This is a genomic window from Petrotoga sp. Shatin.DS.tank11.9.2.9.3 (genome assembly GCF_003665005.1).
Classification (GTDB): Bacteria; Thermotogota; Thermotogae; order Petrotogales; family Petrotogaceae; genus Petrotoga; species Petrotoga mobilis.
This window is the reverse complement of record NZ_JGVT01000003.1, coordinates 130,310-154,324: the sequence shown is the minus strand read 5'-3', so window position 1 is coordinate 154,324 and position 24,015 is coordinate 130,310. Positions and strand designations below refer to the sequence as shown.

The 24,015-nt window shown below is 34.5% G+C and carries 24 protein-coding genes, 1 tRNA gene and 2 pseudogenes; 12 read left to right on the top strand and 15 right to left on the bottom strand.

The annotated features are described in order from the left end of the window. Positions 1 to 15 precede the first annotated feature (15 nt). The 9 genes from BZ25_RS02545 to BZ25_RS02510 form a co-directional block, all read right to left on the bottom strand. A complete protein-coding gene (locus BZ25_RS02545) occupies positions 16 to 1,239 on the bottom strand; it encodes a glycosyltransferase family 4 protein (protein WP_121567275.1) in 1,224 nt (407 codons plus the stop codon). Continuing rightward, positions 1,229 to 2,200, bottom strand: coding sequence for a GNAT family N-acetyltransferase (locus BZ25_RS02540; RefSeq protein ID WP_158584825.1), 972 nt, complete (start codon positions 2,198 to 2,200; stop codon positions 1,229 to 1,231). The genes BZ25_RS02545 and BZ25_RS02540 overlap by 11 nt, the downstream gene beginning before the upstream one ends. 1 nt (position 2,201) lies before the next feature. Further along, entirely contained in the window at positions 2,202 to 3,068 is an 867-nt protein-coding gene (locus tag BZ25_RS02535; protein ID WP_121567273.1) for a polysaccharide deacetylase family protein, read from the bottom strand. Next, positions 3,065 to 4,345, bottom strand: a complete 1,281-nt coding sequence (locus BZ25_RS02530) for an exopolysaccharide biosynthesis polyprenyl glycosylphosphotransferase (RefSeq protein WP_121567272.1) — start codon at positions 4,343 to 4,345, stop codon at positions 3,065 to 3,067. The genes BZ25_RS02535 and BZ25_RS02530 overlap by 4 nt, the downstream gene beginning before the upstream one ends. Before the next feature lie 89 nt (positions 4,346 to 4,434). Then, a complete protein-coding gene (locus tag BZ25_RS02525) occupies positions 4,435 to 5,085 on the bottom strand; it encodes a CpsB/CapC family capsule biosynthesis tyrosine phosphatase (protein WP_121567271.1) in 651 nt (216 codons plus the stop codon). A 206-nt stretch (positions 5,086 to 5,291) separates the two neighbouring features. Continuing rightward, entirely contained in the window at positions 5,292 to 5,438 is a 147-nt protein-coding gene (locus BZ25_RS10220) for a hypothetical protein (protein WP_158584824.1), read from the bottom strand. Positions 5,439 to 6,160: 722 nt separating this feature from the next. Beyond that, on the bottom strand, positions 6,161 to 6,370 hold the full coding sequence (locus tag BZ25_RS02520) for a DUF2922 domain-containing protein (RefSeq protein WP_121567270.1): 210 nt from the start codon (positions 6,368 to 6,370) through the stop codon (positions 6,161 to 6,163). 17 nt (positions 6,371 to 6,387) lie between these two features. Continuing rightward, the gene (locus BZ25_RS02515) at positions 6,388 to 6,588 is read right to left on the bottom strand and encodes a hypothetical protein (protein WP_121567269.1); all 201 of its coding nucleotides are present in this window, start codon (positions 6,586 to 6,588) and stop codon (positions 6,388 to 6,390) included. Positions 6,589 to 6,682: 94 nt separating this feature from the next. Further along, a complete protein-coding gene (locus BZ25_RS02510; protein ID WP_103066948.1) occupies positions 6,683 to 6,889 on the bottom strand; it encodes a hypothetical protein in 207 nt (68 codons plus the stop codon). Positions 6,890 to 7,406: 517 nt separating this feature from the next. On the opposite strand from BZ25_RS02510, the gene BZ25_RS02505 reads away from it, so the two are divergent. From BZ25_RS02505 to BZ25_RS02495, 3 genes are read left to right on the top strand one after another with little or no spacing between them, the layout of a single operon-like run. Further along, positions 7,407 to 7,925 carry a GntR family transcriptional regulator gene (locus tag BZ25_RS02505; protein ID WP_121567268.1) on the top strand — a complete coding sequence of 173 codons (519 nt, stop codon included), beginning with the start codon at positions 7,407 to 7,409 and terminating at the stop codon, positions 7,923 to 7,925. Further along, positions 7,909 to 8,601 carry a hypothetical protein gene (locus BZ25_RS02500; protein WP_233552347.1) on the top strand — a complete coding sequence of 231 codons (693 nt, stop codon included), beginning with the start codon at positions 7,909 to 7,911 and terminating at the stop codon, positions 8,599 to 8,601. Before BZ25_RS02505 ends, BZ25_RS02500 begins: the two co-directional genes overlap by 17 nt. Further along, positions 8,585 to 11,986 carry an N-6 DNA methylase gene (locus BZ25_RS02495; protein WP_121567266.1) on the top strand — a complete coding sequence of 1,134 codons (3,402 nt, stop codon included), beginning with the start codon at positions 8,585 to 8,587 and terminating at the stop codon, positions 11,984 to 11,986. Before BZ25_RS02500 ends, BZ25_RS02495 begins: the two co-directional genes overlap by 17 nt. Before the next feature lie 93 nt (positions 11,987 to 12,079). On the opposite strand, the gene BZ25_RS02490 is transcribed toward BZ25_RS02495, so the two are convergent. The 3 genes from BZ25_RS02490 to BZ25_RS02480 are packed head-to-tail and all read right to left on the bottom strand — an operon-like array spanning position 12,080 to position 13,469. Then, the gene (locus BZ25_RS02490; protein WP_121567265.1) at positions 12,080 to 12,520 is read right to left on the bottom strand and encodes a hypothetical protein; all 441 of its coding nucleotides are present in this window, start codon (positions 12,518 to 12,520) and stop codon (positions 12,080 to 12,082) included. Then, positions 12,489 to 13,058, bottom strand: a complete 570-nt coding sequence (locus BZ25_RS02485) for a hypothetical protein (protein WP_121567264.1) — start codon at positions 13,056 to 13,058, stop codon at positions 12,489 to 12,491. Before BZ25_RS02485 ends, BZ25_RS02490 begins: the two co-directional genes overlap by 32 nt. A gap of 12 nt (positions 13,059 to 13,070) precedes the next feature. Continuing rightward, positions 13,071 to 13,469 (bottom strand): type II toxin-antitoxin system RelE/ParE family toxin, encoded by a 399-nt coding sequence (locus tag BZ25_RS02480; protein WP_012209082.1) that lies wholly within the window; start codon positions 13,467 to 13,469, stop codon positions 13,071 to 13,073. Between the two features lie 441 nt (positions 13,470 to 13,910). On the opposite strand from BZ25_RS02480, the gene BZ25_RS10185 reads away from it, so the two are divergent. The 4 genes and pseudogenes from BZ25_RS10185 to BZ25_RS02460 all read left to right on the top strand — a co-directional run. Continuing rightward, positions 13,911 to 14,054 (top strand): arginase, encoded by a 144-nt coding sequence (locus tag BZ25_RS10185; protein WP_147429927.1) that lies wholly within the window; start codon positions 13,911 to 13,913, stop codon positions 14,052 to 14,054. A gap of 75 nt (positions 14,055 to 14,129) precedes the next feature. Then, positions 14,130 to 15,549: pseudogene (gene ltrA, locus BZ25_RS02470) on the top strand (group II intron reverse transcriptase/maturase). Positions 15,550 to 15,830: 281 nt separating this feature from the next. Continuing rightward, positions 15,831 to 16,967 (top strand): RNA-guided endonuclease TnpB family protein, encoded by a 1,137-nt coding sequence (locus BZ25_RS02465; RefSeq protein WP_121515107.1) that lies wholly within the window; start codon positions 15,831 to 15,833, stop codon positions 16,965 to 16,967. A gap of 132 nt (positions 16,968 to 17,099) precedes the next feature. Beyond that, positions 17,100 to 18,119: pseudogene (locus BZ25_RS02460) on the top strand (alkaline phosphatase); the annotation flags it as partial. 44 nt (positions 18,120 to 18,163) lie between these two features. Here the strand turns inward: BZ25_RS02460 and BZ25_RS10215 are convergent. After that, positions 18,164 to 18,334, bottom strand: coding sequence for a hypothetical protein (locus BZ25_RS10215; RefSeq protein ID WP_155811074.1), 171 nt, complete (start codon positions 18,332 to 18,334; stop codon positions 18,164 to 18,166). Between the two features lie 124 nt (positions 18,335 to 18,458). Between BZ25_RS10215 and BZ25_RS02455 the strand changes: the two genes are divergently transcribed. From BZ25_RS02455 to BZ25_RS02440, 3 genes are all read left to right on the top strand, one after another. Continuing rightward, positions 18,459 to 18,535, top strand: a tRNA-Ile gene (locus BZ25_RS02455). Positions 18,536 to 18,839: 304 nt separating this feature from the next. Continuing rightward, on the top strand, positions 18,840 to 19,082 hold the full coding sequence (locus BZ25_RS10355) for a hypothetical protein (protein WP_233552345.1): 243 nt from the start codon (positions 18,840 to 18,842) through the stop codon (positions 19,080 to 19,082). 499 nt (positions 19,083 to 19,581) lie between these two features. After that, positions 19,582 to 20,577, top strand: coding sequence for an Rpn family recombination-promoting nuclease/putative transposase (locus BZ25_RS02440; protein WP_121567261.1), 996 nt, complete (start codon positions 19,582 to 19,584; stop codon positions 20,575 to 20,577). A 182-nt stretch (positions 20,578 to 20,759) separates the two neighbouring features. Here the strand turns inward: BZ25_RS02440 and BZ25_RS10440 are convergent, their stop codons facing one another. Both BZ25_RS10440 and BZ25_RS02435 read right to left on the bottom strand, forming a co-directional pair. Beyond that, positions 20,760 to 20,963 (bottom strand): hypothetical protein, encoded by a 204-nt coding sequence (locus BZ25_RS10440; protein WP_233552356.1) that lies wholly within the window; start codon positions 20,961 to 20,963, stop codon positions 20,760 to 20,762. Positions 20,964 to 21,025: 62 nt separating this feature from the next. Further along, positions 21,026 to 22,168 (bottom strand): RNA-binding domain-containing protein, encoded by a 1,143-nt coding sequence (locus BZ25_RS02435; protein ID WP_233552344.1) that lies wholly within the window; start codon positions 22,166 to 22,168, stop codon positions 21,026 to 21,028. A 505-nt stretch (positions 22,169 to 22,673) separates the two neighbouring features. On the opposite strand from BZ25_RS02435, the gene BZ25_RS02425 reads away from it, so the two are divergent. Together BZ25_RS02425 and BZ25_RS02420 are read left to right on the top strand one after the other, a co-directional pair. Next, complete coding sequence (locus BZ25_RS02425) at positions 22,674 to 23,249, top strand: hypothetical protein (RefSeq protein WP_121515102.1); 576 nt, start codon at positions 22,674 to 22,676, stop codon at positions 23,247 to 23,249. A gap of 296 nt (positions 23,250 to 23,545) precedes the next feature. Further along, the coding region (locus BZ25_RS02420; RefSeq protein WP_147429935.1) for an Rpn family recombination-promoting nuclease/putative transposase at positions 23,546 to 24,015 on the top strand (470 nt) is incomplete at its 3' end.

The window sequence follows — 24,015 nt, the reverse complement described above, 5'->3', positions numbered from 1 at the left end:
CCTTTCTATAACTAATCAAAGTAAAGTTTCAACAACTCGTAAATAACTTTCTAAAGCTACTTCTTTTGAATATTTATCTTCAAAAGCTTTTCGGGCATTTTTGGATAATTCTTCGTAATATTCTTTATTATTTTTTAGCATTAATATGTTTTCAATCGCCTCTTCCTGATTTAATTTGTTTAAATTAATTCCAGCATTGCTTTCTCGTAGCAAAATATCAACTTCTGAATTTACTGGGACATCAGCTAAAATCGGTTTCCCTCCACTTAAATAATAATAAGTTTTGCTTGGAACAGACATCCCTTTAGACTCGTTTCTCATTGTTACAAGATAAGAATCTGCAAAATATATTAAATTTTGATAATCAGCAAAATCGTGTACATAATCAAAAAAATATACATTATTTGTGTCTTTTGCAATATTCATTAAATAATCCTTTCTTCTTCCATGTCCTACAAGTATTAAATTAACAGAATTCGCGAATAATCTTTCATTTTTCATCAATTTAATAACTTTTTCTAAGCTTTTTACTTGTGCTTCTCCCATGTTCCCTGCATAAAGAACATTGAAACCTGGTTTATAATATTTTTCTTGTATAGAATCTTTTTTTATAAAATTTTCTTTTAAATCTTTTGCCCAATTAGGTATAAATTCAATTTTATCATTGCTGATGCCATAGTTTTCTTTTACATATTCTATCTGATCTCTACCCAGAAAAATTGTTTTATCTGAATTTTGAAAGATGTATTTATTGTGTTTTTTCAATAATATTACTAATGGATTGTTAGGCGAAACCTGTTTCCGCCTTACCAGTGTATCCGGATGTAGATCGTGAAGTAAGAAAATAAATTTCTTTCCTTTTTTCTTGGTAACTTTTAATGTATTATATGCTACGAAAAAAGGAGGTAAAATAGCCATTGCAACTTTGTAATTTAATTTTTTCAATGTTTTCTTTGCTTTCGTAGAAAAAAAGTAATAAAGTAAAACTTTTTGAAGTGAATTATTTTTGTTGAGTTTAGGAATCTTTATTCTATGTACATGTATATTTTCTATTATCTCGAATTCTGGATATTTTATGTTAGGTCGTTCATAAGACCTGTTAGGTGTAACAATCAGAACTTTTTTACCTTTTTTTACCATAAATTCAGCTAAGTCTGTCATTAGTTTTGCTGTTGCATCAGCATCAGGATAAAAAGTTTGCGGAAATAAAACCAAGTCATATTCTTCTTCATAACGCATCGTGCAATCCTCCAAACATTTCCCAATTATTATAATTTAGCAATTTTTCTTCAATTTGAAGATTTAATGGCAGGCAAACAAGATTCTTGTTTTTAAGTTTAAGATAGCCATTTTTGAACATCCGTGAATTTTCAATATAAGGATTACTTAATATGTAAATAATTGAAACATCGAATTCTTTAGAAGCCTTTTTTATCTCTTTTAATAAACCACCTATTAAGCTATAGGCTCCTATAATATCAACCACAAACATTTCTCTATGCTTACCAATGTTGTTTATAGAAAAAATGCCCCAAATTTGTTTTTTATTGTTTTCATAGTACATTATTCCGTACTTAAAAAAAGGATGTTCTATATATCTCCATTTTAAAAAGTCATGTGATTTTATAGCTTTTATATAACCATCATAATTTTCTGTAAATTTTATATTCTTAATTTTTTCTTCAGTTATTTCGTAATCTTCCAGTTCATACAGATTTTCAGCCTTTTCATTTCGATGAAAAAAATATCCCACTTTTCTTAATTTCACATACCATATCAATTGACTAACGTAATTCCATCCCAGATTTAAATAACCTCTTATACTATTTTGGTTGGGAAAATTGAAAATAAAGGAAGCATTTTTTTGAATAGCAATATTGAGAGCCTCTTTTGTCATTTTATAGAATAATCCTTTTCCTTGGTATTTTGGATTAACAACCGTATCTATTGGTTGATAAGCTAAAAATTCATTCATTCTAATTTTGAACTTCCATGCCCAAAAAATTCTTGAACCAACTATTTCTTTGTCTTCATTTTCAGCTACAGTTATTATGGATTTTCCAAAAGGATTTTTTAAATTTTTCCATTCAAACCAATTTCTATCTCTATTTAGAGCAAAGTGTTCTTGTTGTGAAAAGACAGTCTGATTTAAATATATTATTTGATCAATATCTTGTTCAGTATATTCTCTTATGACCAATTTAAATGGACCTTCCTTCGTAATTATATATTACTTCGGATATTGTTCTGCTTTTATCAATTTTAACAATTTTACGAACCTTTTTATGAAAATTTCTTACGCCTATGTATGTTTTTATATACTTATTAACCTTCAAATTATGCAATCTTGGATGATCCCCTATCACTTCTCTTGGATGGAAATAAAACATGAAGTAATTATTGTTTTTCTTTTTCGTTTGATTTATTAGATGTTTTTGTACAAATAATGGGATAATTCTTGAAAATCCCCCGCCTATTGGTATTCGAAAAAATCTGTTTTTGTATACAGAGATAGGAAACTCATAAAACTTTTTGTTTTTAGATTCTATGCTAAAAGGGCACGAAGTGAATTGAGAATTACCTCCTGTTTCTCTTTTTGCGGGGAAAACACTTGCATCATAGTTAAAACCTATTTCGGATAAAATATCTATTAAATGTAAATAATCATGAGATGAAAATCCAGGCGCCCTATAACCGATTACTTCTTTGCCTATTATTTGTTCTAGAAGAGTTTTACTTTTGAGTATGTCGTGGGATATTTCTTCGTCATTTAACTTGTTTAATTCTTTATGATAATATCCGTGACACCCTATTTCATGTCCCCTTCTGTCAATTTCTTTTATGAGCGAAGGATGCTTTTCAGCAATCCAACCAAGGACAAAAAAAGTAGCTTTGCTATTATTTTCATCTAATAAATCTAAAATTTTGTGGGTGCCTTTCTCGACTATTGATGGTAAATCATCCCATTGATCGTACGGGGGAATGTTGGTATTCAATATGTGGAACCAGTCTTCCACATCTACCGTTATAAATGTATAGGGAATATCTATATAATTTATTTGATTCACCTTGTGCCCCTCATTCCTACCATTGTTTCAAGTGTTTTGAGCATTATTTTAATGTCCAGAAATATGTTTCTGTTTTTTATGTAATACAGATCGTATTCTGTTTTTTTCATATAGTCTTCAAGGGTTGATGTGTGTTTGTAGTGTATCTGTGCCCAGCCTGTTATTCCTGGGTTTAGTTTAAGTCTGTAATTGTAGAAAGGAATTTGGTTTGACATCATGTTATGAAACTCCAGCATTTCTGGCCTGGGACCTACAATAGACATACTCCCTTTTATTATATTCCAAAATTGGGGTAGTTCGTCAAGCCTTAACTTTCTTATTATTTTCCCACTTTTTAAAACACGTTTTTCTATATCTTTGTTTGGGTCGTTTGGGTCTATTTCCGCTTCTTTCAAAGATCTAAATTTGTTTATAATAAATATTTGTTCGTCTTTTCCCATTCTTTTTTGTTTGTAAATAATGGGTTTGCCGTCTTCGATCAGTATAGCTAGGCTTATTATCAACATAAACGGGGAGAATAGTATTAAAAGTAAAGTTCCAAAGAACTTGTCTATTATCTTTTGTGATGGAGATGGTTGAACGTTTTGAAACACCACTTCGTAATATTCTTTGAATTTTTGAGCGACTTCTATTGGTATGCGTTTTAGGTATTTTTCTACCATGTTCGGTAAGTATTCAATCTCTAAACCTTCTGCTTTGTAGTTTTGTATTTGTGGTTTTACCCTTTCTTCTAGTTCTGGGTCTGTTATTACTATGCCGTGTATTGTTTGGGTTAATGTTTTTTGTGTGTTTTGTTTTATTATTTCATCAAGTGTTACTGGGTTTGGGTTTATGTATTGGGTGAACTTTATTTTGTTGAGCGATTTTTCTGAGATTTCTTTCATTATGTTGCCTATTTCTTCTTTTCTGCCTATTACGAGGTAATTTTTTACAGGCATGTGTTTTTCGTAGATATTGTATTCTATTTTGTGTATTATTGGCAAGAGGGCTATTGTGTACAATAGGTTGGTAAGGAAAAAGTATCTGTTGAAGTACTTACTTAGGAAGAAGTAGATAATTAGTATGACGATGAAACTCACAAGAGTTCCAACGGTGGTTTTAATTAGAGATTCTGTGTAACTTTTCATTGTTTCTGTGTCGTATGTTCTGAAGGAGTATATCCCGAGGTATATTATTAGAGATGAGATTATTGAGATTGTTATTGGTAGGTTCATTAAGAAGGCGTTCATAATGAATATGAGCGCTATGTCTAATAAGTGAACCGCTGCTTTTCGCATCTTCGAGTCTAACCCCCCCAATTTGTTTTTCGAGATTTATTATAACATTATCTTAATGTTTAAATATTAAACGAATATTAAAAATTGTTTTATTCTGGTACATTGCTTATGTTCAATATGTCAAAGGCTTTTTCAGTTATTGGTGAGTATTTTTTGAACAGACTCAAGTCGATTTCTTTTTCGTTGTTGTTGGCTTTGTTGTTCGTTGCCAAAAAATCTAAACAATGTTTGTCTCGATAAAATTTTGCTGCTTTTGAGTTTAAGCCATTAAAGCTCAAACAAAAATAAACGTCCATTTCTTTTAGTCTGTGAAGGACGTCTTTCATTTCGAGTAGCCAATCGTATTTTTCAACTTGTAGTAGTACGATATCGTATCCATCCAACTGTAATTGAAAGATTGAGTCAAGGAGAAATATTGGGAAAGCTTCTGTTGGTAGGGTTATAAAAACAAAGTGATCGTTGAATGGAATGAATTCGTTATATTGTGGTGATAGGTATAATTCAGATGCTAAATAGGTTTTTACACCGGTGTTGTATTCTATTGTCTTTTTAACTTCGGCGTATTTTTCCTTTATTTTTGTTATATCTGTTTTTATGGTTGGATGGTTTATGTGTGGGGTGAAGATAACATGAGTTATATCGTATTGTTTGTAATTATTTAATTCTCGTAATGTTTCTTCAAGAGTTTGTGAGCCGTTATCAACATTGGGTAGAAGATGGGTATTGATGTCGATATACATAGGGAAACCCCTCCCCTGAGACATTTTGTTTAAATGAAAAAACGTTTTCATTGTTATTATTATAACATAATTTTTTAAAAAGTCAAATATTTTATTATATTTTGATTACATTTTGATTGAGGATGTTATTATTATATATAGCCCTCTTAGCCCTGCTGCCCACCCTTCTTAGAAAGGGCTCCGCCCTGTGAACTTTTTAGGGAAATTTATTCGTAGTGGGCTAAGTCTTCTTCCACAATCATTACTTCTTCTAAGTTTCTTAGGTAAAAGGGGTATTCTTTTGGTACGTAGGGCATTTTTGCTTTTCTTTTTCCAATGTCGCTTTTAATTTTTATTAGTATGAATTTTTTCATGTATCCTGTGAAGTTTCCTTTGAGATTGAAATTGTCAATCGCACATAGGAAGAGGTAAGTTAAACTTCCAAAGCTGTCTTCAAAGTCTATGCCGCAACTTTTGGTGAGTTTGTTTGCTTCGTTGACAAGGAAGCCTTTGTATTTGGTGAATAGGGTTTCTTTTGATTTTTTGTCGCCCTTTTTGGAGAGTGCTATTAGTTCGTGGTCCGTTAGTTTGGTGTAGTTTTGATGTTTTATGGTGGTTTCCCCCTTTTTTAATTGATTATCTATTCCCGCCCTCCACCCTCAGAGGATAAAGGGGCTTCGCCCCTTATGATCCCTGTTTAAAGTCCTGAGAGGCCTTTGCGGGTTAAGGAGCTATGTCTCTCTTAGGGAACTTGTTTAAAGATTGAGGAATAAGGGACTGCACTCTTTGTAACCCCTGTTAGAGGGCTATGAATAGATATGCTTTTTGAGATCCTTTTTTAAAAGCTAAGGAAGCTTTTATTCTAAAATCTTCAGTAATATTAAAAGTTGGAAGTTTTTTCATATTTTTTTATTAATCTTTTCCCACCCACCACCCTCAGAGGATTAAGGGGTTTCGCCCCTTATGATCCCTGTTTGAAGGCTAACGAAGACCTTGAGGATGGGTAGTTGTGTGGCATTTTTTAAGTATATTATACGTGCGTATACTAATATATCAAAAAAACTCATGCCCCGTCAAGAGGCATGAGTGTGTTTCTTTATTGAATGAGGTTAAATACTTCATTTGTCGTTGTTTCAACGATTTGTGCTTCGTCTACTTGTGCAGTTGTTGGTACTAATACCCCTACCAAGCTTTGCATTATTGGTTCTATTTCTGCTTGGGTTAGTGTTTCTAATACTCCGTCTACTGATAGGGTTTTGCTTTTTCCTTCTGCTGAGTCATAGAATTTCATTCTTAATCTTCTCATTCGCTATTTCCTCCTTTTTAGATTATTTCGTAGCTTTCGTCGAAGTAATAAACCGCGTTGGTGTTTTCACAGAGTGAGACTAATCCTTGTAAGGCGGTTTTTATGTCTGCTTCTACGTCGGTGAATAAATCATAGGTTTTATACTTTTTTTCTTCTTTTCCGTCTACTATGCTTATCCAGACGATCTTTCCCTTTCTTGATTCTAAGTTCATTGCCATGTGTTACCACCTCCTGAGTGTTTTTGTTTCCTTAGACCCCTTCTGGGGTGTTTCCTGGTTTGCCTTGCTTTACTTCCCCGGGGAGAAATCATTTTTATGCTTTTTCAGGTTTTGGGAATAGTATCGCTACTACTCCGTCGATGAGTATGGAGATTATTAGATCCATAATCGGTGAGTATTTGCCTATGGATTTTAGGAATTCTCTCACCGCGTTTAGAACGATTTCTTTTTTCTTTTTGCCGTTACCAGGTACTTCCACCATTTTTACAAGGTCAGGGATTAGTCCTACTATTTCTTTCATTTTCTCACCTCCACTAATAGTATCCGTAAGAATACTTAAATTGTGGTAAATAATTGTTTACTGTTTTATCTATTCCCGCCCACCGCCCCTTGTGGAAGGGGCTTCGCCCCTTACGATCCCTGTTTAAAGGCTAAGGAGTCCCTTATGATCTCTTTTTTAAAGGCTTTGACTTTAAGATTTATTATCTATTCCCACCCACCACCCTCAGAGGATAAATTTTTGATCCACCTGGGTCAAAAAATGGGACAGTTTTGGGTCAAATTTTGACCCAGTTGTGGGTCAATTTTTGGGACAGCCTATAAGGTTTTATGTTATTAATATAAATATATTTAAAAATATATAATATATTTTTTTCTCATTTTGTAGGGAGAAAACAAAGGTGAGTCGATTTTTTATTATCTATTCCCGCCCCCCACCCCTTAAGGATTTCTTTTATTTTTTAAAAAATTATTTTTTTATTTTTTTTGCAGATATTACTATTGGGAAGAAAAAATTTTTGGAATGCTGAGGTGATTTTGTGAATGTTTTTAGCCTTTTGAACGTTTTTTTCAGGGAAAATGAGAGGGAGAAGGTTTCTTCTTCTGCCACAAAGCTTTATTTCTTTTTGATTTATGAGGCTAATAAGAGTTATTGGGAGGGACCTTTGATGTTTTCTGAGCGAAAGCTTTCTTCACTTCTTTCTTTTAGCAAGAATACGGTGTCTAAGTCTTTGAGTGAGCTTGAGGATAGGGGATTGATTACGTGCTATCCGCGAAAGGGAAACGGCCTCATGGCAAAAGAGGAAGACAGCCTCAAGCGCCCCGAAAGGGGTTCAAGGAAAGACGGCATCACGGGGAACAAGAGAGACAGCCTTACGGCAAATGTGGAGGGCAAAGAGGCTTTTTCTAGTACTTTTTGGTTTCCTGAAGTGCAATTAAGGAAGCCAGCCTCAAGCGCCCCGAAAGGGGTTCAAGGAAAGACTGCCTCACAGCAAATGAGGGAGGAGAAAAAAGAGGTTTATGATAAGGGAGGTAGCAAGTATGCCAAATTCTTCTGAGAAGCGTTGTTTTTGTAAGGATCCTGAAAATTGCCCGAGTCGCGGCATTTTAGATAATAAATATATGTGTTCGATTTTTATGAATTATTTGAATGGGAGTAGAAATTACAGGGATATTTCTCCAAAGATTTATCTTGATGCATCGTTTGATAATTTTCTTGCACTGAATGAGCATTTGAAGAAGGGTTTGCTAAAATGCCGTTACTTTGTTGAGGAGAAGTTGTGGGAAAAGGGCGTTGGTTTGATACTGTACGGAGGGTACGGTACGGGGAAGAGTAGGTTAGGTTTTACTGTGTTGAAAGAGGCCGCTGTTATGGGTTGTACTATTGGTGTCTTGGATATATTGAGGGATTTTGAGAATTTTGAAGGTGCCGATGCCGCTATTGAGAGAGCGTTTGAATCTGATTTGATTTTTATAGACGATCTTGGTGCCAAGAGTTATGATTGGATAGGTCAGAAGATAAGAATCGTTATAGACGAGGTGAATAGAAACCAAAAAAGCGTTATAATTTCTACGAACTTGAATCCAAAAGAGCTGGTTAATTTTTTGGATGATAGAACCGTTTCAAGGTTGATAGAGATCGTTCCAAAAGAAGGTTTGATTTATTTGGGCGAAGAGGATTTTAGGGTGAAAAAGAGAGAAGAGAAGGTGGCTTATTTTGAACAGATCCGTTAAGAAAATGGCTTTGGGGCTTAAGCGTATCCTGCAAAGAGAGGTCATAAATGAGGAAGACAGCCTCAAGCACCCCGAAAGGGGTTCAAGGAAAGACAGCCTCACGGCAGGTGAGGAGAGAGTTTTGTTGGATGTTTTTTTGAGTTTTATTATTCTAAGAGTATTACAAGCAAAGAGAAACAGCCTCAAACGCCCCGAAGGGGGTTCAAGGAAAGACAGCCTTACGGCAAATATGGAGGGAGATTTACAACTTTTTGGAAAGAGTGGTTCAGATTCGAATCTTTTAGGTGATTATCTTTCTGGGGTGCAATTTCTGAATAGAAATTTTGATTGTTGTTATTTAGTCGATGATATTAAAAGCAGAATTACTCACCAAACGATAGAAAAGATCAGAGATTTGTTTCAGAGTGTGAAAGATGAAGATTGGAAGAAAGAGGAGATTATTTCTTGGTCTTACGAGTACTTCAATGAAGCCAGCCTCAAGCGCCCCGAAGGGGGTTCAAGGAAAGACAGCCTCACGGCGAGTAAGGATTTAAAGGGTAAAAATGGTGTCATTTCACAGTTTTATACACCAAAATGGATAGTGGATTATTTGGTGGAAAATACGTTGGGGAAATATTACGGAGAAAACGGCCTCACGGCACACAAGGAAGACAGCCTCACGGCAAATGAGGAAGACAGCCTCAAACGCCCCGAAGGGGGTTCAAGGAAAGACAGCCTCACGGCAGGTGATGAGAAGGGAGTAGACCTTGAGGATGTTAAGGTTATAGACCCGGCTTGTGGATGTGGAAACTTTGTTATAGGGGTTTACGATAAGTTGAGAGAGATGTATCAAAATAGGAGTTACGATGATGCTTTGATTCCAAAACTTATAATTACTAAGAATTTATACGGTATAGATATCGATGAGAACGCTGTTGAAATTACGAATTTGTTGTTGAGATTGAAGGCTTTAGAAGATGGAGCATATGAGAAGTTTGAAACAAATATAGTAGCTGTTCCGAAAGAGAACAGCCTCGCAGCAAATGAGGAGAGCAGCCTCAAGCGCCCCGAAGGGGGTTCAAGGAAAGACAGCCTCACGGCAAATGAGGAAGGGCAGAATGAGTATTTGAAGAAGTTTGAAAAGATAGGAAGCTTAATGAGAAGAGAGGATGTTTTAAGTTTAAAGGAGTCAAGTATAAACGATGAACGATTGAAGAAAGCTTTAGATATTCTTTCTTTGAAATACGATATTGTTTTAACCAACCCTCCTTATTTAGATTCCTCTGATTATGATTTTGAGTTGAAGAGATATATAAACGAGGATTATAGTGAGTTTAAGAAGAATCTTTACGCCTGCTTTATTAAAAAGAGTTACGAATTAGTGAAAACAGATGGATTTATTGGTATGATTACTCCTCAAACCTTTATGTTCATTGGGAGTTATGAGAAGACAAGAAGGTTCATATTAGATAACTTTCAGATAGAAAGTTTGGTTCACTTTGGCCTTGGAGGGGTGTTTGATAACGCTTTAGTGGACACAGCGATGTTTGTTTTGAGGAGAAGTGAAGACAGCCTCAAGCACCCCGAAGGGGGTTCAAGGAAAGACAGCCTCACGGCAGATGATGAGGGGAGTTTGGGTGAATACATAAACTTGACCTCTTTTAATGGGAAAGATGCTAAGAAGAGGGCTTTATTTTCTATTTGGGAAGACAGCCTCACGGCAGGTAAGGAAGAGAAGAGAGAGGATTATCTTTCTAAGTATGTTTTTAGGGTTGATAAAAGGCTTTTTAAAAAGGTTCCGAGGTTTCCTTTCATCTATTGGGTGGATTCAGACGTTGTTCGTACCTTTGAAAACGAACCCTTAGAAAAGTTCGCCGATGCACGACAGGGGATAGCTACGGGAGATAACAAAAGGTTTTTGAGGTACTTTTGGGAAGTTAGAAGAGAGGATATTAAAGATGGAAAGAAATGGGTCCCATATGCCAAAGGTGGACCTTACAATAAATGGTATGGCAATTTGTGGTGGGTTATAGCCTTCGATGAACAGAATTACAATCTACTGTCGAAAATGGGGAATTATCTTCCAAATAGAAAGTACTATTTCAAAAAGGGTATAACTTACACGATGACAACATCGAAAGGGGCAACTTTTAGGTACCTTCCTTCAGGTTTCTTGTTCGATTGTAAAGGTAGTAGTTTGTTCTTTTCAAAAGATGAAGATATCTTTAGGTTTTTAGGCTTGCTCAATAGTAGTTTGTTTTCTTATTTGGAGAGTTTTATTGCAGGAAGTGTGGATTTGGAGGTTGGGGATTTGAAAAAGCTTCCCGTTCCACAAGGTTTGTTTGAGGGTTCTTCTGAGACTCAGGCGTTAGAAACGCTTGCTAGATTGAACGTGGCGATTAAAAAGCAGAATACCGAGATATATCCAAACGAACTGCATTTCAACGAGGAGAGTATCGATGGTGTTTCTAAGTTTTATGGTTTCATAGAGCGTAAAAACGCTCTTGATACGTATATGCTTCTTTCTGAAGGTTTGATAGATGTGCTCATAATGGAGTTGTACAGTTTGAAAGAAAGAAATTTTGAGGAGATTTATAAAACAGTGGGGATTCCTACTGCCTTTTTCCCTTTTTCTAACGGTAAAGGTGTAAAGGGTTTGCCCCCATTGAAAGAACTGTTGAAAAGCCAGTATCTTTACGAATTTGGTTTGAATGAAGCTCAACTTACCAAAATAGAAAATTTTATTAAAGAGGCTTATAATAATAAAATCAGGTCTTTAATTTCCATTATGCCTTTTGATGAAGGTGTAACCAACTATCATCGAAGAGAGCCATACGATAACTATGTGGAAAGAAAAGCAGAAGAAAGTTTTCAAAGTCCTATTTCCGTCTACAACAGTATGAGTAACCAAGATCAGATTTTAGCAAAATTAGCTTTTGTAAGAATAGATAATGGGATCCAAAGGTATCTTTTGAATTGCGAAGATGGTTTTATCCCCTTTGGGTTTTCAGTTGAAGAAGAAAATAAACTGTTATCCTCAATATTCGAAGAAAACAGCCTCACGGCAAATAAGGAGCGTTCTGAATTAGAGAGTATTGTGAAGAAAGATTTGAGAGATTATGTCTTTAAAGATTACCTAAAACTTCATGAGAAGTTTTATAAAGATAGGCCTATCGTTTGGAAGTTGGGAAATAGAGATAGAGGCTTTTTAGTTCATTATCATAACTTGAACGAAAAAACGAAGAATAATATCTTGGGATATTTGAGAAAGAGGATAAGAGAAACAGCCTCACGGCAAATGAGGAATGAGAACAAAAGTTTCAGGGATTTAATGAAGATGATAGAGTCGAAGAATTTTGAGGTGAATATAGACGATGGAGTATTGAAAAATAGAGAAATTTTTTAGTAATTCTTTATAATTCTTATGCACCTTTAACCCTTTTAAAATCGAAATCTTATTTTTGAAAATCTTTTAAAAAAAGCTGTTTTTCAACAGCTTTTATTGGTTTGTTATTTTAGCTTTTTCTAATTCTTTTTCTACTAGTTCGTTAATGTTCAACATCGGAAGATATATTGGAGGAACAAACCCAAAATTTGCGGATATTGATATTATTTTTGCTCTTGATATCTGCAATAAGCTCATTATTCCAGATTTTATTACTAGTTCTTTGAATTCGTTTTCCTTTATTTTGGGGTTGCCATAAAATCCTGCTTCTGTTTCAAGTTCTAATTTTAATACTATTTTTTTTGATTCTTTCAAATGAAATTTTATTTTTAATCCTAATGTCCCAAAGTATTCTTTTTCTTTTGGTTGGAAATTTTGTGTAACCGAAATGTCTATATTTGGTGTTAGTTTTTTGTTGTTTAGACTTTCGTCTTTTAATTCATAATTTAATTTTTTAATTATGTCATAGCACATTTGAATATTGCTCATTTTCATCTTTTTCACATCCTTTGTTAGGCAATGATAAGGTTATGCTTTGATTCCTGTGTGGCATCGATTCTAAAAATTGGTATAAATTTCGTTGCATGGCTATTTCTTCTTTTACTTCTCTTTTATCTCCAAATATTCTTATTGTATTGATTTCTTGATTTTTCAAAGAGGGGGTTAGTTTTTTTTGTATAAAATAATAGTTATTAAATTCTTTTAGGTCATAATATAATGGTTTTCTTCCAGGATTAATTGGGCTTATATTGTTTTCTGTGATAATTCTTTGGATATTTCTTATTGATTGTCCTGTCATTGTTGCTAAATCTTTTTGTGTGAAATATAATTTTTGTTCTTTTTCTTCAATGTCGTCAAATTCTTCATCATAATATAACAAGTCTTCTTTCATTTCTTTCAATATCTGTATAAACTCTTCAATTTCTTCTTTGTCTTCATATGTTTTAGGATTTGCTAAGAAATTATACAAAACTTCTTTATTTTTTGGCTTTAAATCAGAGAAAATATTTAATAATTCATGTATTTTAAGCATTGTTTTCCCTCCTTATATCCCTTTTTCATTTATTTGTTTTAATACAGATTTTCTTGATTGAAAGTATTTTTTTAAATTATCATAACTATCTTCTCTTTTCATTATATCTATATAAGTTATTATTATTTTCCCATCATTTACTACGTAATACGATAACCGGTAAGATACGCTATCATGTATGAATTTGTACGCCCTGATTCCTCTTAAATTTCCTGTTTTCATTTCACCTATTGTGTAATCATAATTTATTTCCAAGACTGATTCCAATATTTTTAATAGAAGGTTCCTATTGTTTATGTTTTTCAATGAGCGTTTGAAGATTGGGAAGGGTTGATTTTCAAGAGCTTTTATTATTTCCTCCTTTAGCTGTTTTGGGGATAATTCTTGCAAATTTTCTTCTCTTTCTCCCATTCTCTACACCTCATTATATCATTTTATTATTAAAATTCTATTAATTTTTACAACTTGTCGTTTTTTGTCGTTATTATACCTATCCTTACAGTCTATTTTACCATATAATAGATGCAAAGTGGTTTTTTAGTTTCTTAGGGTATTGAAAAATAGAGAAATTTTTTAGTAATTCTTTATATATTTTAAGCGCCTTTTACCCTTTTAAAATCGAAATCTTATTTTTGAAAATCTTTTAAAAAAAGCTGTTTTTCAACAGCTTTTATTTGGTGCGCCCAGCATGGGCAATAGCTAAGCGGTGAAAGCCCGTTGTGGGCCAGGTAGCGGGAACCACTAGTCGAAGGCAAGGGTGTCCATCGTGAGGTGGAATCTGAAGGAAGCCCAAGGCAAAGTCTCGGTCCGATGAACAAGAACCAGATACAAGGCTAAGTGGAGTGGACGAGTTTGCATTACAAAACGAAGTCCAACAGCTATCCAGAACTTCACAGAGTAAATCTGGCGGATAGATGGGATGAAAGTTATTGCACTTACCTGGGGAGATCTCAAGAACATGCTGATAAGGAAACCCATGCAGCAATGTATGGCTGAATCTTGAGAAGTCAGCAGAGGTCATAGTACTCATTGAAAGATGGGGAAGGACTGAACAACAGGAGGTTTTGAATCATGAAAGATGCGAAGGGACACGGAAAAAGCATACAACTTCGATTAGAAGGTTTCCTACATGAAGATAGGGGAGAGCCTGAAAATAATGTAGAAGCGTCGAGTATAACTTCTACGTCTGAAAGAGGAAGAAACGATGATAAAGGATGCAGTGAAGGGATGCTTGAAAAGATATTATCCAAGGATAATATGAATAAAGCATACAAGAAGGTAAAGTCCAACAAAGGAGCCCCCGGAATAGATGGGATGAAAGTAGAAGAACTCTTTGGATATCTCAGACAACATGGGAGAAGAATTAAGGCAAGAGCTCCTTGAAGGAAGGTACACCCCGAACCCAGTAAGGAGGAAAGAGATACCGAAACCGGATGGAGGGAAAAGACTACTAGGCATACCAACGGCAATAGACAGAGTAATCCAGCAATCCATAGCGCAGGAACTGATACCGATTTATGAAAAGAAATTTGTAGATAACAGCTATGGATTCAGGCCATTACGAGATGCAAAACAAGCCATACGGAAAAGCAAAGAATACCTAAACGAAGGGCACACATGGATAGTGGACATAGACTTAGAACGCTACTTTGACACAGTCAACCATGACAAACTGATGAGGATAATATCAAAAGACGTAAAAGATGGCAGAGTGATATCCCTGATAAGGAAATACCTCAAGAGTGGGGTAATGGTAAATGGGGTAGTAATAGAAACAGAAGAAGGGACTCCGCAAGGGGGACCGCTATCCCCATTACTAAGCAACATAATGCTCCACGAACTTGACGTAGAACTAACTAAAAGGGGACACAAGTTTTGCAGGTATGCAGACGATTGCAACATATACGTGAAAAGCGAGAAATCCGCATATAGGGTGATGGAAAGTATAACAAAATACATAGAGAAGAAATTAAAGTTAAAAGTGAACAGGAAGAAAAGCAAAGTAGTCAAGCCTTTGGACCTCAAATACTTAGGGTTCTCCTTCTACGTGAAAGAAGAGCAATACGAAATCAGAGTGCATGAGAAATCCATCAAAGAATTTAAAAAGAAGTTAAAAGAAGAAACGAAAAGAAGCAGTGGAAGGAGCATGACATACAGGCTGTCAAAGATAAAACAAATAATAACAGGATGGATAAACTACTATGGAATAGCAAACATGAAATCGGCAGCGGAAAGTCTTGATGGATGGCTTAGAAGGAGAATTAGGATGTGTATCTGGAAGGAATGGAAGAAAATCAAAACAAGGTATAAAAACTTAGTCAAATTAGGACTAAACACATACAAAGCATGGGAATATGCAAACACAAGAAAAGGCTATTGGAGGATCTCCAACAGCCCGATACTTTCAATGACACTAACTAATAAACACCTTAAGGAAATAGGGTTAACTTCGATCCTGGAAACGTATAACCTAAAACATCAATTCTGTTGAACCGCCGTATTCCGAAAGGTACGTACGGTGGTGTGGGAGGACGGTAGATAAATTAATTATCTACCTCCTACCCGATTAGTTATTTTAGCTTTTTCTAATTCTTTTTCTACTAGCTCATTAATGTTCAACATAGGAAGATATATTGGAGGAACAAACCCAAAATTTTGTGTTTTCAAACACGAGATGAATTCGATGTGCAAAAATTATATACATAGAGACTATATTAATTCGTTGTGTGATATAATTATAGTATACAATTATCTAACAAAGGAGAATTTAGGATGTTAAAAACATACAAGTTTAGGTTATATCTAACAAACGAACAAGTTGAGAAATTTAGCCAACATTTCGGACATACTCGATTTATATACAATTTATTCCTAGAATTCTCCAGTAATGCATATAAAAATACTAAAACGTCTATGGTTAACTACAACACATGGTGTAAAATATTGACAGTTCTTAAAAGATCTGAAAAATATCATTGGTTAAACGATGCTAACTCTCAATCATTACAACAGTCCATAAAGGATTTGGAGACTAGTTATAAACGTTTCTTCAAGAAACAAGCTAAGCATCCTAAATTTAAAAAGAAATCAAGTAGACAATCTTTTAGAGTCCCTCAACATATACAACTATATGAAAATGAAAATAACGATAAATATAGTATTCTATTCGTACCAAAGTTTAAAGAAGGTATCAAAGTAAGAGTTCATCGGAAAATAGATCCAAATGCAAAGATAAAAAATTGTATTTTCATTAAAACTCCAACAGGCAAATACTTTGTGTCTATAACATTTGAAGTAGAAGGATCTTACCCCGAAAGATATATAGACTATGAGAACTCAATTGGTATGGATATGGGATTGAAAGATTCTGTTGTATTATCCGATGGAACAAAGTATCCAGCTCCTAAAGTTTTGTCTAAGTACGAAAGGAAATTAAAACACGCATATAAAAAGTTTTCAAGCAAAGAACAAGGTTCTAAGAATTGGGACAAGGCAAAATTAGAAGTTGCTAAAGTACATGAGAAAATTAAGAATACACGAGAGGGTTTTTTACATAAACTAACGAAAGAAATCAGCGAGAACCAAGCTGATCTCTTTGTTGTAGAAACTCTCAATATAAGAGGCATGTTAAAGAATCACCACTTAGCTAAAAGTATCTCAGATTCAGGATGGTATCAATTCAAAACGTTCCTAAAATACAAAGCAGAGAGACTAGGTAAGAAAGTAATTGAGATAGGAATGTTCGAACCTTCGTCTAAGGTTTGTAGTGTATGTGGGTATAAGAATGAAGGTTTAAAACTCTCTGATAGGGAATGGGTATGTCCTGAATGTGGAACTAAACATGATAGAGATGTAAATGCTGCCGTTAATATTAGGCAGTGTGGGATAAAACAGCTAGTCGCTGTATAAACTGACTCTACCCCAGGAACTGGGGGAAGTAAAGCCTTTGGAGACTGTGTAAGACGGGCATTCGTTGCTGCAATGGTCTATGAATTAGGAAGCTTACCTCTTTAGCGGTGAGTAGTTCACAAAACGGACAACGGGTTTATCGGAATGCTTCCAGAAGGTGAAATAGTACCAACAATAGCTGAAGTTTTATCTGAGCAAGGCTACAAAACGGGCGTAATTGCAACTTCAAGAATAACTCACGCCACACCAGCAGCTTATTATGGACATACGAACGATAGAGATGCCGAACAAGTATTAGCTGAACAGTTGGTTAATAGTAACCTCACCGTTGCTTTAGGAGGCGGTTGGAGATATTTTGATCCTACACAAAGAGCCGATGGAAAAGATCTTATCTCTGTTGCAAAGGAAAATGGGTTCGATTATATTACAACTAAGCAAGAATTGATGGCATACTCTGGAGATAAAGTTTTGGGATTATTCTCTTCAAGTCATATGAATAGCGTTACAGAAAGAACACCTGCTGAGCCATTGTTACCCGAGATGACCGCCAAAGCCTTAGAGATTTTATCAAAAGATGATGCTCCTTTCTTTGTGATGATTGAAGGTTCTCAAATCGATTGGGAAGCTCACGATAACGATGTTTTTGGAATTTGGAAAGAAACGGTTGAATTTGATGAAGCAGTGAAGGTTGCTCTAGATTTTGCCAAAGAAAATCCTGATACCTTGGTAATTGTCACTGCTGACCACGAAACCGGAGGTTTGGGTTTGTCATCAGGTGGATACACGATGGATTTGGAAATGGTTAGAGATTATCAAAAAACTACGGATTGGGTTGTAGCTAATTCTCAAGATATGGAAGAACTAAAATCCAACGTGAAAGAGTATTATGGATTTGATTTGTCAGAAGAAGAAGTCGCTTATTTGGAATCCGCTAAAAACAAAGTGGATGCTTTAGGAGAGATTACAAGCGCAAGAGCAAGTATTGGCTGGACAACACATGATCATACTGGTGCGTTGGTACCTGTATTAGCTTATGGACCTGGTGCTGAGGAGTTCGTTGGTGTTATGGATAACACAGACCTTCCTCGAAAAATAGCTTGTTTGTTGGGGGTTGAACTTTCTTACCCTGTAGAGAATGTACCAAATAATTAAACGTGCCTAATAATTAAAATTAAAGGGCTGATATGATCAGCCCTTTAATTTTTTAATAGCTTGATGACTTCGTTTTCTAAACTTTCGAGATCTATATTTTCTTCGTTGTCTAAGAGATTGAAGACCGCCTTTAGTACTATAATTCTTGGGTATTTTTGTATTAGCGTTTTAACAGGGTCATCTTGGTTTTTTAGGCTTTCAACGTTGTTGCTCATTTCATAAATTGCTCCTTTAAGAAGTATTTATCCCTCCAAAAACCACAATAACAGATGAAAATTGTCTTTGTTAGAAAAAGTATTGACAAATGTTTTTTTAAATGCTATAATAATCTACGTAAATGGGCTCGTAGCTCAGTTGGTTAGAGCTTCCGGCTCATAACCGGGTGGTCGGTGGTTCGAATCCACCCGAGCCCACCAATAAAAGCCAAGGGTTCCTTGGCTTTTATTTTTTTATACACTTCAATTTTACTATTTTTAACAGCTTTTGTCAACTTTTTTCACAAACTTATCTTCCAAAAGAAATGGTATAATTAGATTAACAGAGAAAACTCTTCACCAATCTTATAGGCTAGCTGCAGGGGTAAAGGACAAAAAAATCTTTTCCTTATGGTTGAAAAGCTGGGAAAGGACCGCAGGTCCCTCTTCCTTGTGGGCGGGCAGCGGGGGAAGGGCGCTATAAAATTCATTATACTTGAGCTAAAAGAAATGGAGGTGCCAAAAAATGTTTAACACATTAGAAGAGATAGCAAAAAGAGAAAGAGAAAAAGCTAAATTGGAAGGAAAACTTGAAGAAAGGGAAAGATTTATAGAATTCATCATAAAAAACCTAAGCAAAAGATTTGGTGACCAATTAACCGAAGAGATAAAAGATAAGATAAGAAAAACGGATGAAAAAACGATAGATTACATAGGAGACAATTTATTAGAAATAACCATAGAAGAACTAAAAGATTTAGTAAAGTAGTCGTAGAAAGGTAATTCTATACCAATCTCAAGAATTTGAGATATAATTCTGCTTTTAAAAAATATCACTCCTTTGTTGTGATTGTTTCAATGAGGAGTGATATTTTTTTGCCTCCTGACATTGGCTGTTATGACAGAACATTTATTCATGCCTGTTTTAGAATTCTTACGTTTTTGTAACTGTCAAATTTGCCTATCGGCTCTTTTTTGGCTCAATTGACTCATTATTGGCTCTTTTTTGGCTCAATTGATAATATATTTGTCTTTTAGCTTCCCGCTGCATTATAACTATTCCTTTATCAACAAGATTGCGAAGAGCTCTTGTCGCTGTTGGTTTTGATGTTTTATTTAACTCTTGATACGGACGCGGACGGACTGCGAGGCAAAGGGACGCTATAAAATTCATTATACAAGAGTTATATGTTGAGATAACACACCTTCAAAAAGATATGGTATAATTAAATTGACAAACAAAATCTAACAAAAAAGAGAGGCCAGACATGAATGAATTAGTGCACAATCCTCACGATCGATTCTTCAAACTAATTTTCAGTGACATAAGGATAGCTCGAGATTTCTTATGGAACTATCTCCCTCAAGAAGCTGTAGAAATAGTAGACCTGGATTATTTAATTCCTGAAAACAACAGTCATGTTGATGAAAACCTAAGAGAAAGCCTCTCGGATATGTTGTATAAAACAAAGATAAAAGGACAAGATGGCTATATATACATTCTGATGGAACACAAAAGCTACATTGAAGGGAAAGTAATCTTTCAACTGTTGAGATATATTACGAGCATCTGGGAAGAAAAATACGATCCCAAAACAAAAAAGGTACCAATAATAATACCGATGGTAATATACCATGGAAGAGAAATCTGGAACGTAGAAACGAATTTATTAAATATGGTGCAAGGGATAGAAGATTTACCAAATGAACTAAAAACATACTTACCTACATACCGATATGAAATATGTGATTTCTCGATCAAAAGGAAAAAAAGGATAATAGGATTAACAGCGATGAAAGTTGCAATAGAAGCAATGAGAGCAGGAACGGCAATGACCAAAGAAGAATTTAAAGAAAGATTAAGAAGGGTATTTGAATACATAAAACAACTACCAGAAGAAGAGGTACATGAATGGTTTGAAGAGTGTATGATCTACTTACTAAACGTAAGGGAAGATGTAACGATAGAGGAGATATTAAAAGTACAAAAAGAAATAATGCCTGGAAGGGGTGAAATAGTTATGACGATAGCTGAAAAGTTGAGAAACGAAGGAATGGAAAAAGGGAAAATTGAAGGTGAAAGGAAAGGAAAACTTGAAGGAGAAAGAGAGTTCGCAATTAGAATATTAAGCAAAAGATTTGGTAACCAACTAACTGAAGAAATAAAAGATAGGATAAGAGAAGCAGACGAAAAAACGATAGATTATATAGGAGATAACTTGTTAGAGATAACCATAGAAGAACTAAAAGATTTAGTAAAGTAGTCGTAGAAAGGTAATTCTATACCAATCTCAAGAATTTGAGATATAATTCTGCTTTTAAAAAATATCACTCCTTAGTTGTGATTGTTTCAATGAGGAGTGATATTTTTTTATGTCCTGTCGTTGATTGCCGGAACAGAACATTTATTCATGCCTGTTTTAGAATTCTTACGTTTTTGTAACTGTTAAATTTGCCTATTGGCTCTTTTTTGGCTCAATTGGCTCATTATTGGCTCTTTTTTGGCTCTTTTTTGGCTCAATTGATAATATATTTCTCTTTTAGCTTCCCCTTGCATTATAACTATTCCTTTATCAACAAGATTGCGAAGATCCCTTGTCGCTGTTGGTTTTGATGTTTTATTTAACTCCTGATATTCCTTATTAGTAATCTTTCCCTTTTCTTTTACATACTTTACTGCCTTGATTTGCCTTTCATTTAACCCAATTTTTCTTAAATTATCTTCTGTATAAATGTCTTTATAGAAATAAACTGCAAAACCGCCAAACTCCTCTTTAAATTCTGGTTCAGGTAATCCTGCTTTTTACATTCATCAATAATTTTTATGGTTCCTCTACCCCAGGCCTCTATTAATCCAGCTTTGAAAAACACATCTGCCAATAACTCATTTCTTGGATAAGATGAATGGTTTTTCTTTAATTCCTCAACGTTAATTTCTTTTGGAAGTGTACCAACATTCCAGAGAATTATTTTATCAGGATAAATTTTTAACTGAGTATGTGGACCAATATAATCTCTATGTATAACCGAATTAATTATGGCTTCTCTCAATGCTTCTTCTGGATATTCAAGTTCTTCTTTACGATAAATTCCTTCAAATCTTATTTCAGATATAAGATATTTTGTTCGCAACAACTCCATTGTTTTTTCTACCTGCTCAAAGAGATTTCCTTCAATATCATCAGAACTTATAATATCTGTATCCGTCAAGAATTTACCCACTTTTATGTAGGAGCTTGTCCAGATTTTTTTTGGATTTTTACCGAATAACAAAAGGGCAGCCCTTGTTAATTTACCATTTTTAATCAAATTTAATTTTTCAAGTACCTTTATTGGCTCATTTTCATCTTTTACAAATGGAATTCTTTTTATCGCGATTTGTTTGAATTTTTCAATTGTTTCATAATTTATATCCTCAATAGAAGCGTTTCCCTCAGTATACTCTTCCCAGTGCTTACCTGAATTGGATATTAGAAACCTGGTCAGGTCCTTGCCTTTTAGTTCCTGAATTGTGCTTCCGCTTCTAACATAAAATCTCCCATTATAAGAAATTGGTGCATAGGAATGCTCAACTTCTATTACAATTATTTCCTTACCGTTTTTCTTTTCTAATCGGACACTTGGTATAATGCCAAGGATATCCCTTAATTTATTAGGTAAATCCTCAAGTAATTTCTTAGAGTCTTTAACGCCAACAGGCTTACCATTATCATCAACTCCGATGAGCAATCTTCCACCGTCGGTGTTTGCAAAGGCACAAATCGATTTTATATATTCGTCCCGCCATGAGGACTTGAATTCGGTTGTATGAGATTCAACTAATTCTAAATCCATATTTCTTTTCTCTTTTTTCAAAGGCTTCTTTCCCACCTTTTAATATTTCGCAAACGTGTTCTCTAATTCCTTGTCAAGTTCTAGGAATAGAATAAGAAGTGTTAACCACATGATAAGTTATTAAGTTCGCTGGCATTAAATTTAATAGAATAATTTATGCGATTCTCTACCAAAAAGTGTCTGCTTAACTTTCTCAAAAATGCAAAAAAGTAACATAAATAAAATATCATAACTTTGTTAAATTTTTATTAATTTCTTTATATGCAACAACATTATTGGTACCTATTCAGTCTAACGCTGCCAAGGATGGCTTGAGAAAAATGTTGACAAACTGCAACAATTGAAAGGACGGTAGATTTAGTTAAGGAAAGTTTTTTGAGTTATAATATCTGTATATAAGTATGTCCTTATGGACGAGCTGCTGGGTTAAATGGACAGGAGGTTTCTTCCTTAGAAGGGTGGGGAGCGTGGCAAAGGGGCGCTATAAAACTTATTATACTTGAGTTAGAAGAAATGGGGTGCCAAGATGGACACATTAGAAGAGATAGCAAAAAGGGAAAGAGAAGAAGCTAGATTGGAAGGTGAAAGAAAAGGGATACTTGAAGAAAGAAAAAGATTTATTGAATTCATTATGAAAAGCCTAAAAAAAACATTAGATAACCATTTAACCGAAGAATTAAAAAATAACCAATTAACCGAAGAGTTAAAAGATGAGATAAGAAAAGTGGATGAAGAAACGATAAACTACATAGAAGATAATTTATTAAAAATGACAATAGAGGATGTAGAAAAAATTAAGATCTCCAATGTATTTGAAATATTAGAAAAAATGGTTATAATGGACAGTGGAATAGCTAAATTAGATGGTTTACGAGAAGGTTTTAAACAAGGAATAATCGAAGGCGAAAGAAAAGGTATTAAAAAAGGAAAACTTGAAGAAAGAAAAGAAATGGCTATAAAGTTATTAAGTAAACGATTTGAAAAAGATTTTACAAAAGAGATGAAAGAAAAGATAAAAGAAGCTGAAGAAGGAAGAGTAAACCAAATAATCGACAATATATTTGAAATAACTATAGAAGAACTAAAAGAGTTATTGAAGTAGTTGTAAGTAGACGAAACCCTCCCCTCTTCCTTAATAGTAAGGAAGTGAGATCTAAGGAGCTGCAGGTCTCTTCCTTAAATGTGCGGGCTGTTTTAGGTGAAGCCCTTTTCCTACTTCTTTAGAAGGGTGGGTTACACCTTCAAAAACATATGGTATAATTAAATTGACAAAGAAAACACTTCACCAATTTTATAGGCTGTCAGCGGGGTGAAGGACAAAAGAATCTTTTCCTTGTGGGCGGGGAGCGGGGGAAGGGCGCTAAAAACAAACAAAAAATAAACCAAAAGGAGAAGCTTATGTTTAATCCAATAAAAGATTCGATATTCAAAGAATTATTTGAAGACAGAACCGTATTCTATGACTTCCTAAAAGCCTTTCTACCAAAAGAGATAACAAAACAAATTAAAGAGACAGATTTAAAACGTGAACAGACTGAACTAATAGGCAAAGACTTCTCCATCAAAAGATCGGACATACTATACAAGATAGAAAAAGGAAACGCCCCGAAGGGGGTTCAAGGAAACGGTCAAGATATATACATATACTTATTGTTAGAGCATCAAAGTAAAGTTGACCAACTTATGGCATTCAGGATGTTGGCATATAAGGTAAGAATATGGGAACGATATGTGAATAGTCACAAAAAAGAATCAGAACAAAAAGGATTCAAACTACCAGTCATAATAGGGATGGTCTTTTACGATGGAAAAGCGAAGTGGACATCACCAATGGATGTAAAAGAGAAGATAACAGAGATAAAAAACAT

Coding starts and splice junctions, on each gene's coding strand:
- BZ25_RS02440 (WP_121567261.1), top strand. CDS start 19,582: ATGAATGAATTAGTGCACAATCCTCACGATCGATTCTTCAAACTAATT.
- BZ25_RS02515 (WP_121567269.1), bottom strand. CDS start 6,588: ATGGCAATGAACTTAGAATCAAGAAAGGGAAAGATCGTCTGGATAAGC.
- BZ25_RS02465 (WP_121515107.1), top strand. CDS start 15,831: ATGTTAAAAACATACAAGTTTAGGTTATATCTAACAAACGAACAAGTT.
- BZ25_RS02525 (WP_121567271.1), bottom strand. CDS start 5,085: ATGTATATCGACATCAATACCCATCTTCTACCCAATGTTGATAACGGC.
- BZ25_RS02480 (WP_012209082.1), bottom strand. CDS start 13,469: ATGGGAGAAAGAGAAGAAAATTTGCAAGAATTATCCCCAAAACAGCTA.
- BZ25_RS10215 (WP_155811074.1), bottom strand. CDS start 18,334: ATGAGCAACAACGTTGAAAGCCTAAAAAACCAAGATGACCCTGTTAAA.
- BZ25_RS02545 (WP_121567275.1), bottom strand. CDS start 1,239: ATGCGTTATGAAGAAGAATATGACTTGGTTTTATTTCCGCAAACTTTT.
- BZ25_RS02500 (WP_233552347.1), top strand. CDS start 7,909: ATGCCAAATTCTTCTGAGAAGCGTTGTTTTTGTAAGGATCCTGAAAAT.
- BZ25_RS02510 (WP_103066948.1), bottom strand. CDS start 6,889: ATGAAAGAAATAGTAGGACTAATCCCTGACCTTGTAAAAATGGTGGAA.
- BZ25_RS02425 (WP_121515102.1), top strand. CDS start 22,674: ATGGACACATTAGAAGAGATAGCAAAAAGGGAAAGAGAAGAAGCTAGA.
- BZ25_RS10355 (WP_233552345.1), top strand. CDS start 18,840: ATGTTTAACACATTAGAAGAGATAGCAAAAAGAGAAAGAGAAAAAGCT.
- BZ25_RS02485 (WP_121567264.1), bottom strand. CDS start 13,058: ATGCTTAAAATACATGAATTATTAAATATTTTCTCTGATTTAAAGCCA.
- BZ25_RS02530 (WP_121567272.1), bottom strand. CDS start 4,345: ATGCGAAAAGCAGCGGTTCACTTATTAGACATAGCGCTCATATTCATT.
- BZ25_RS02520 (WP_121567270.1), bottom strand. CDS start 6,370: ATGAGAAGATTAAGAATGAAATTCTATGACTCAGCAGAAGGAAAAAGC.
- BZ25_RS10220 (WP_158584824.1), bottom strand. CDS start 5,438: ATGAAAAAATTCATACTAATAAAAATTAAAAGCGACATTGGAAAAAGA.
- BZ25_RS02490 (WP_121567265.1), bottom strand. CDS start 12,520: ATGAAAATGAGCAATATTCAAATGTGCTATGACATAATTAAAAAATTA.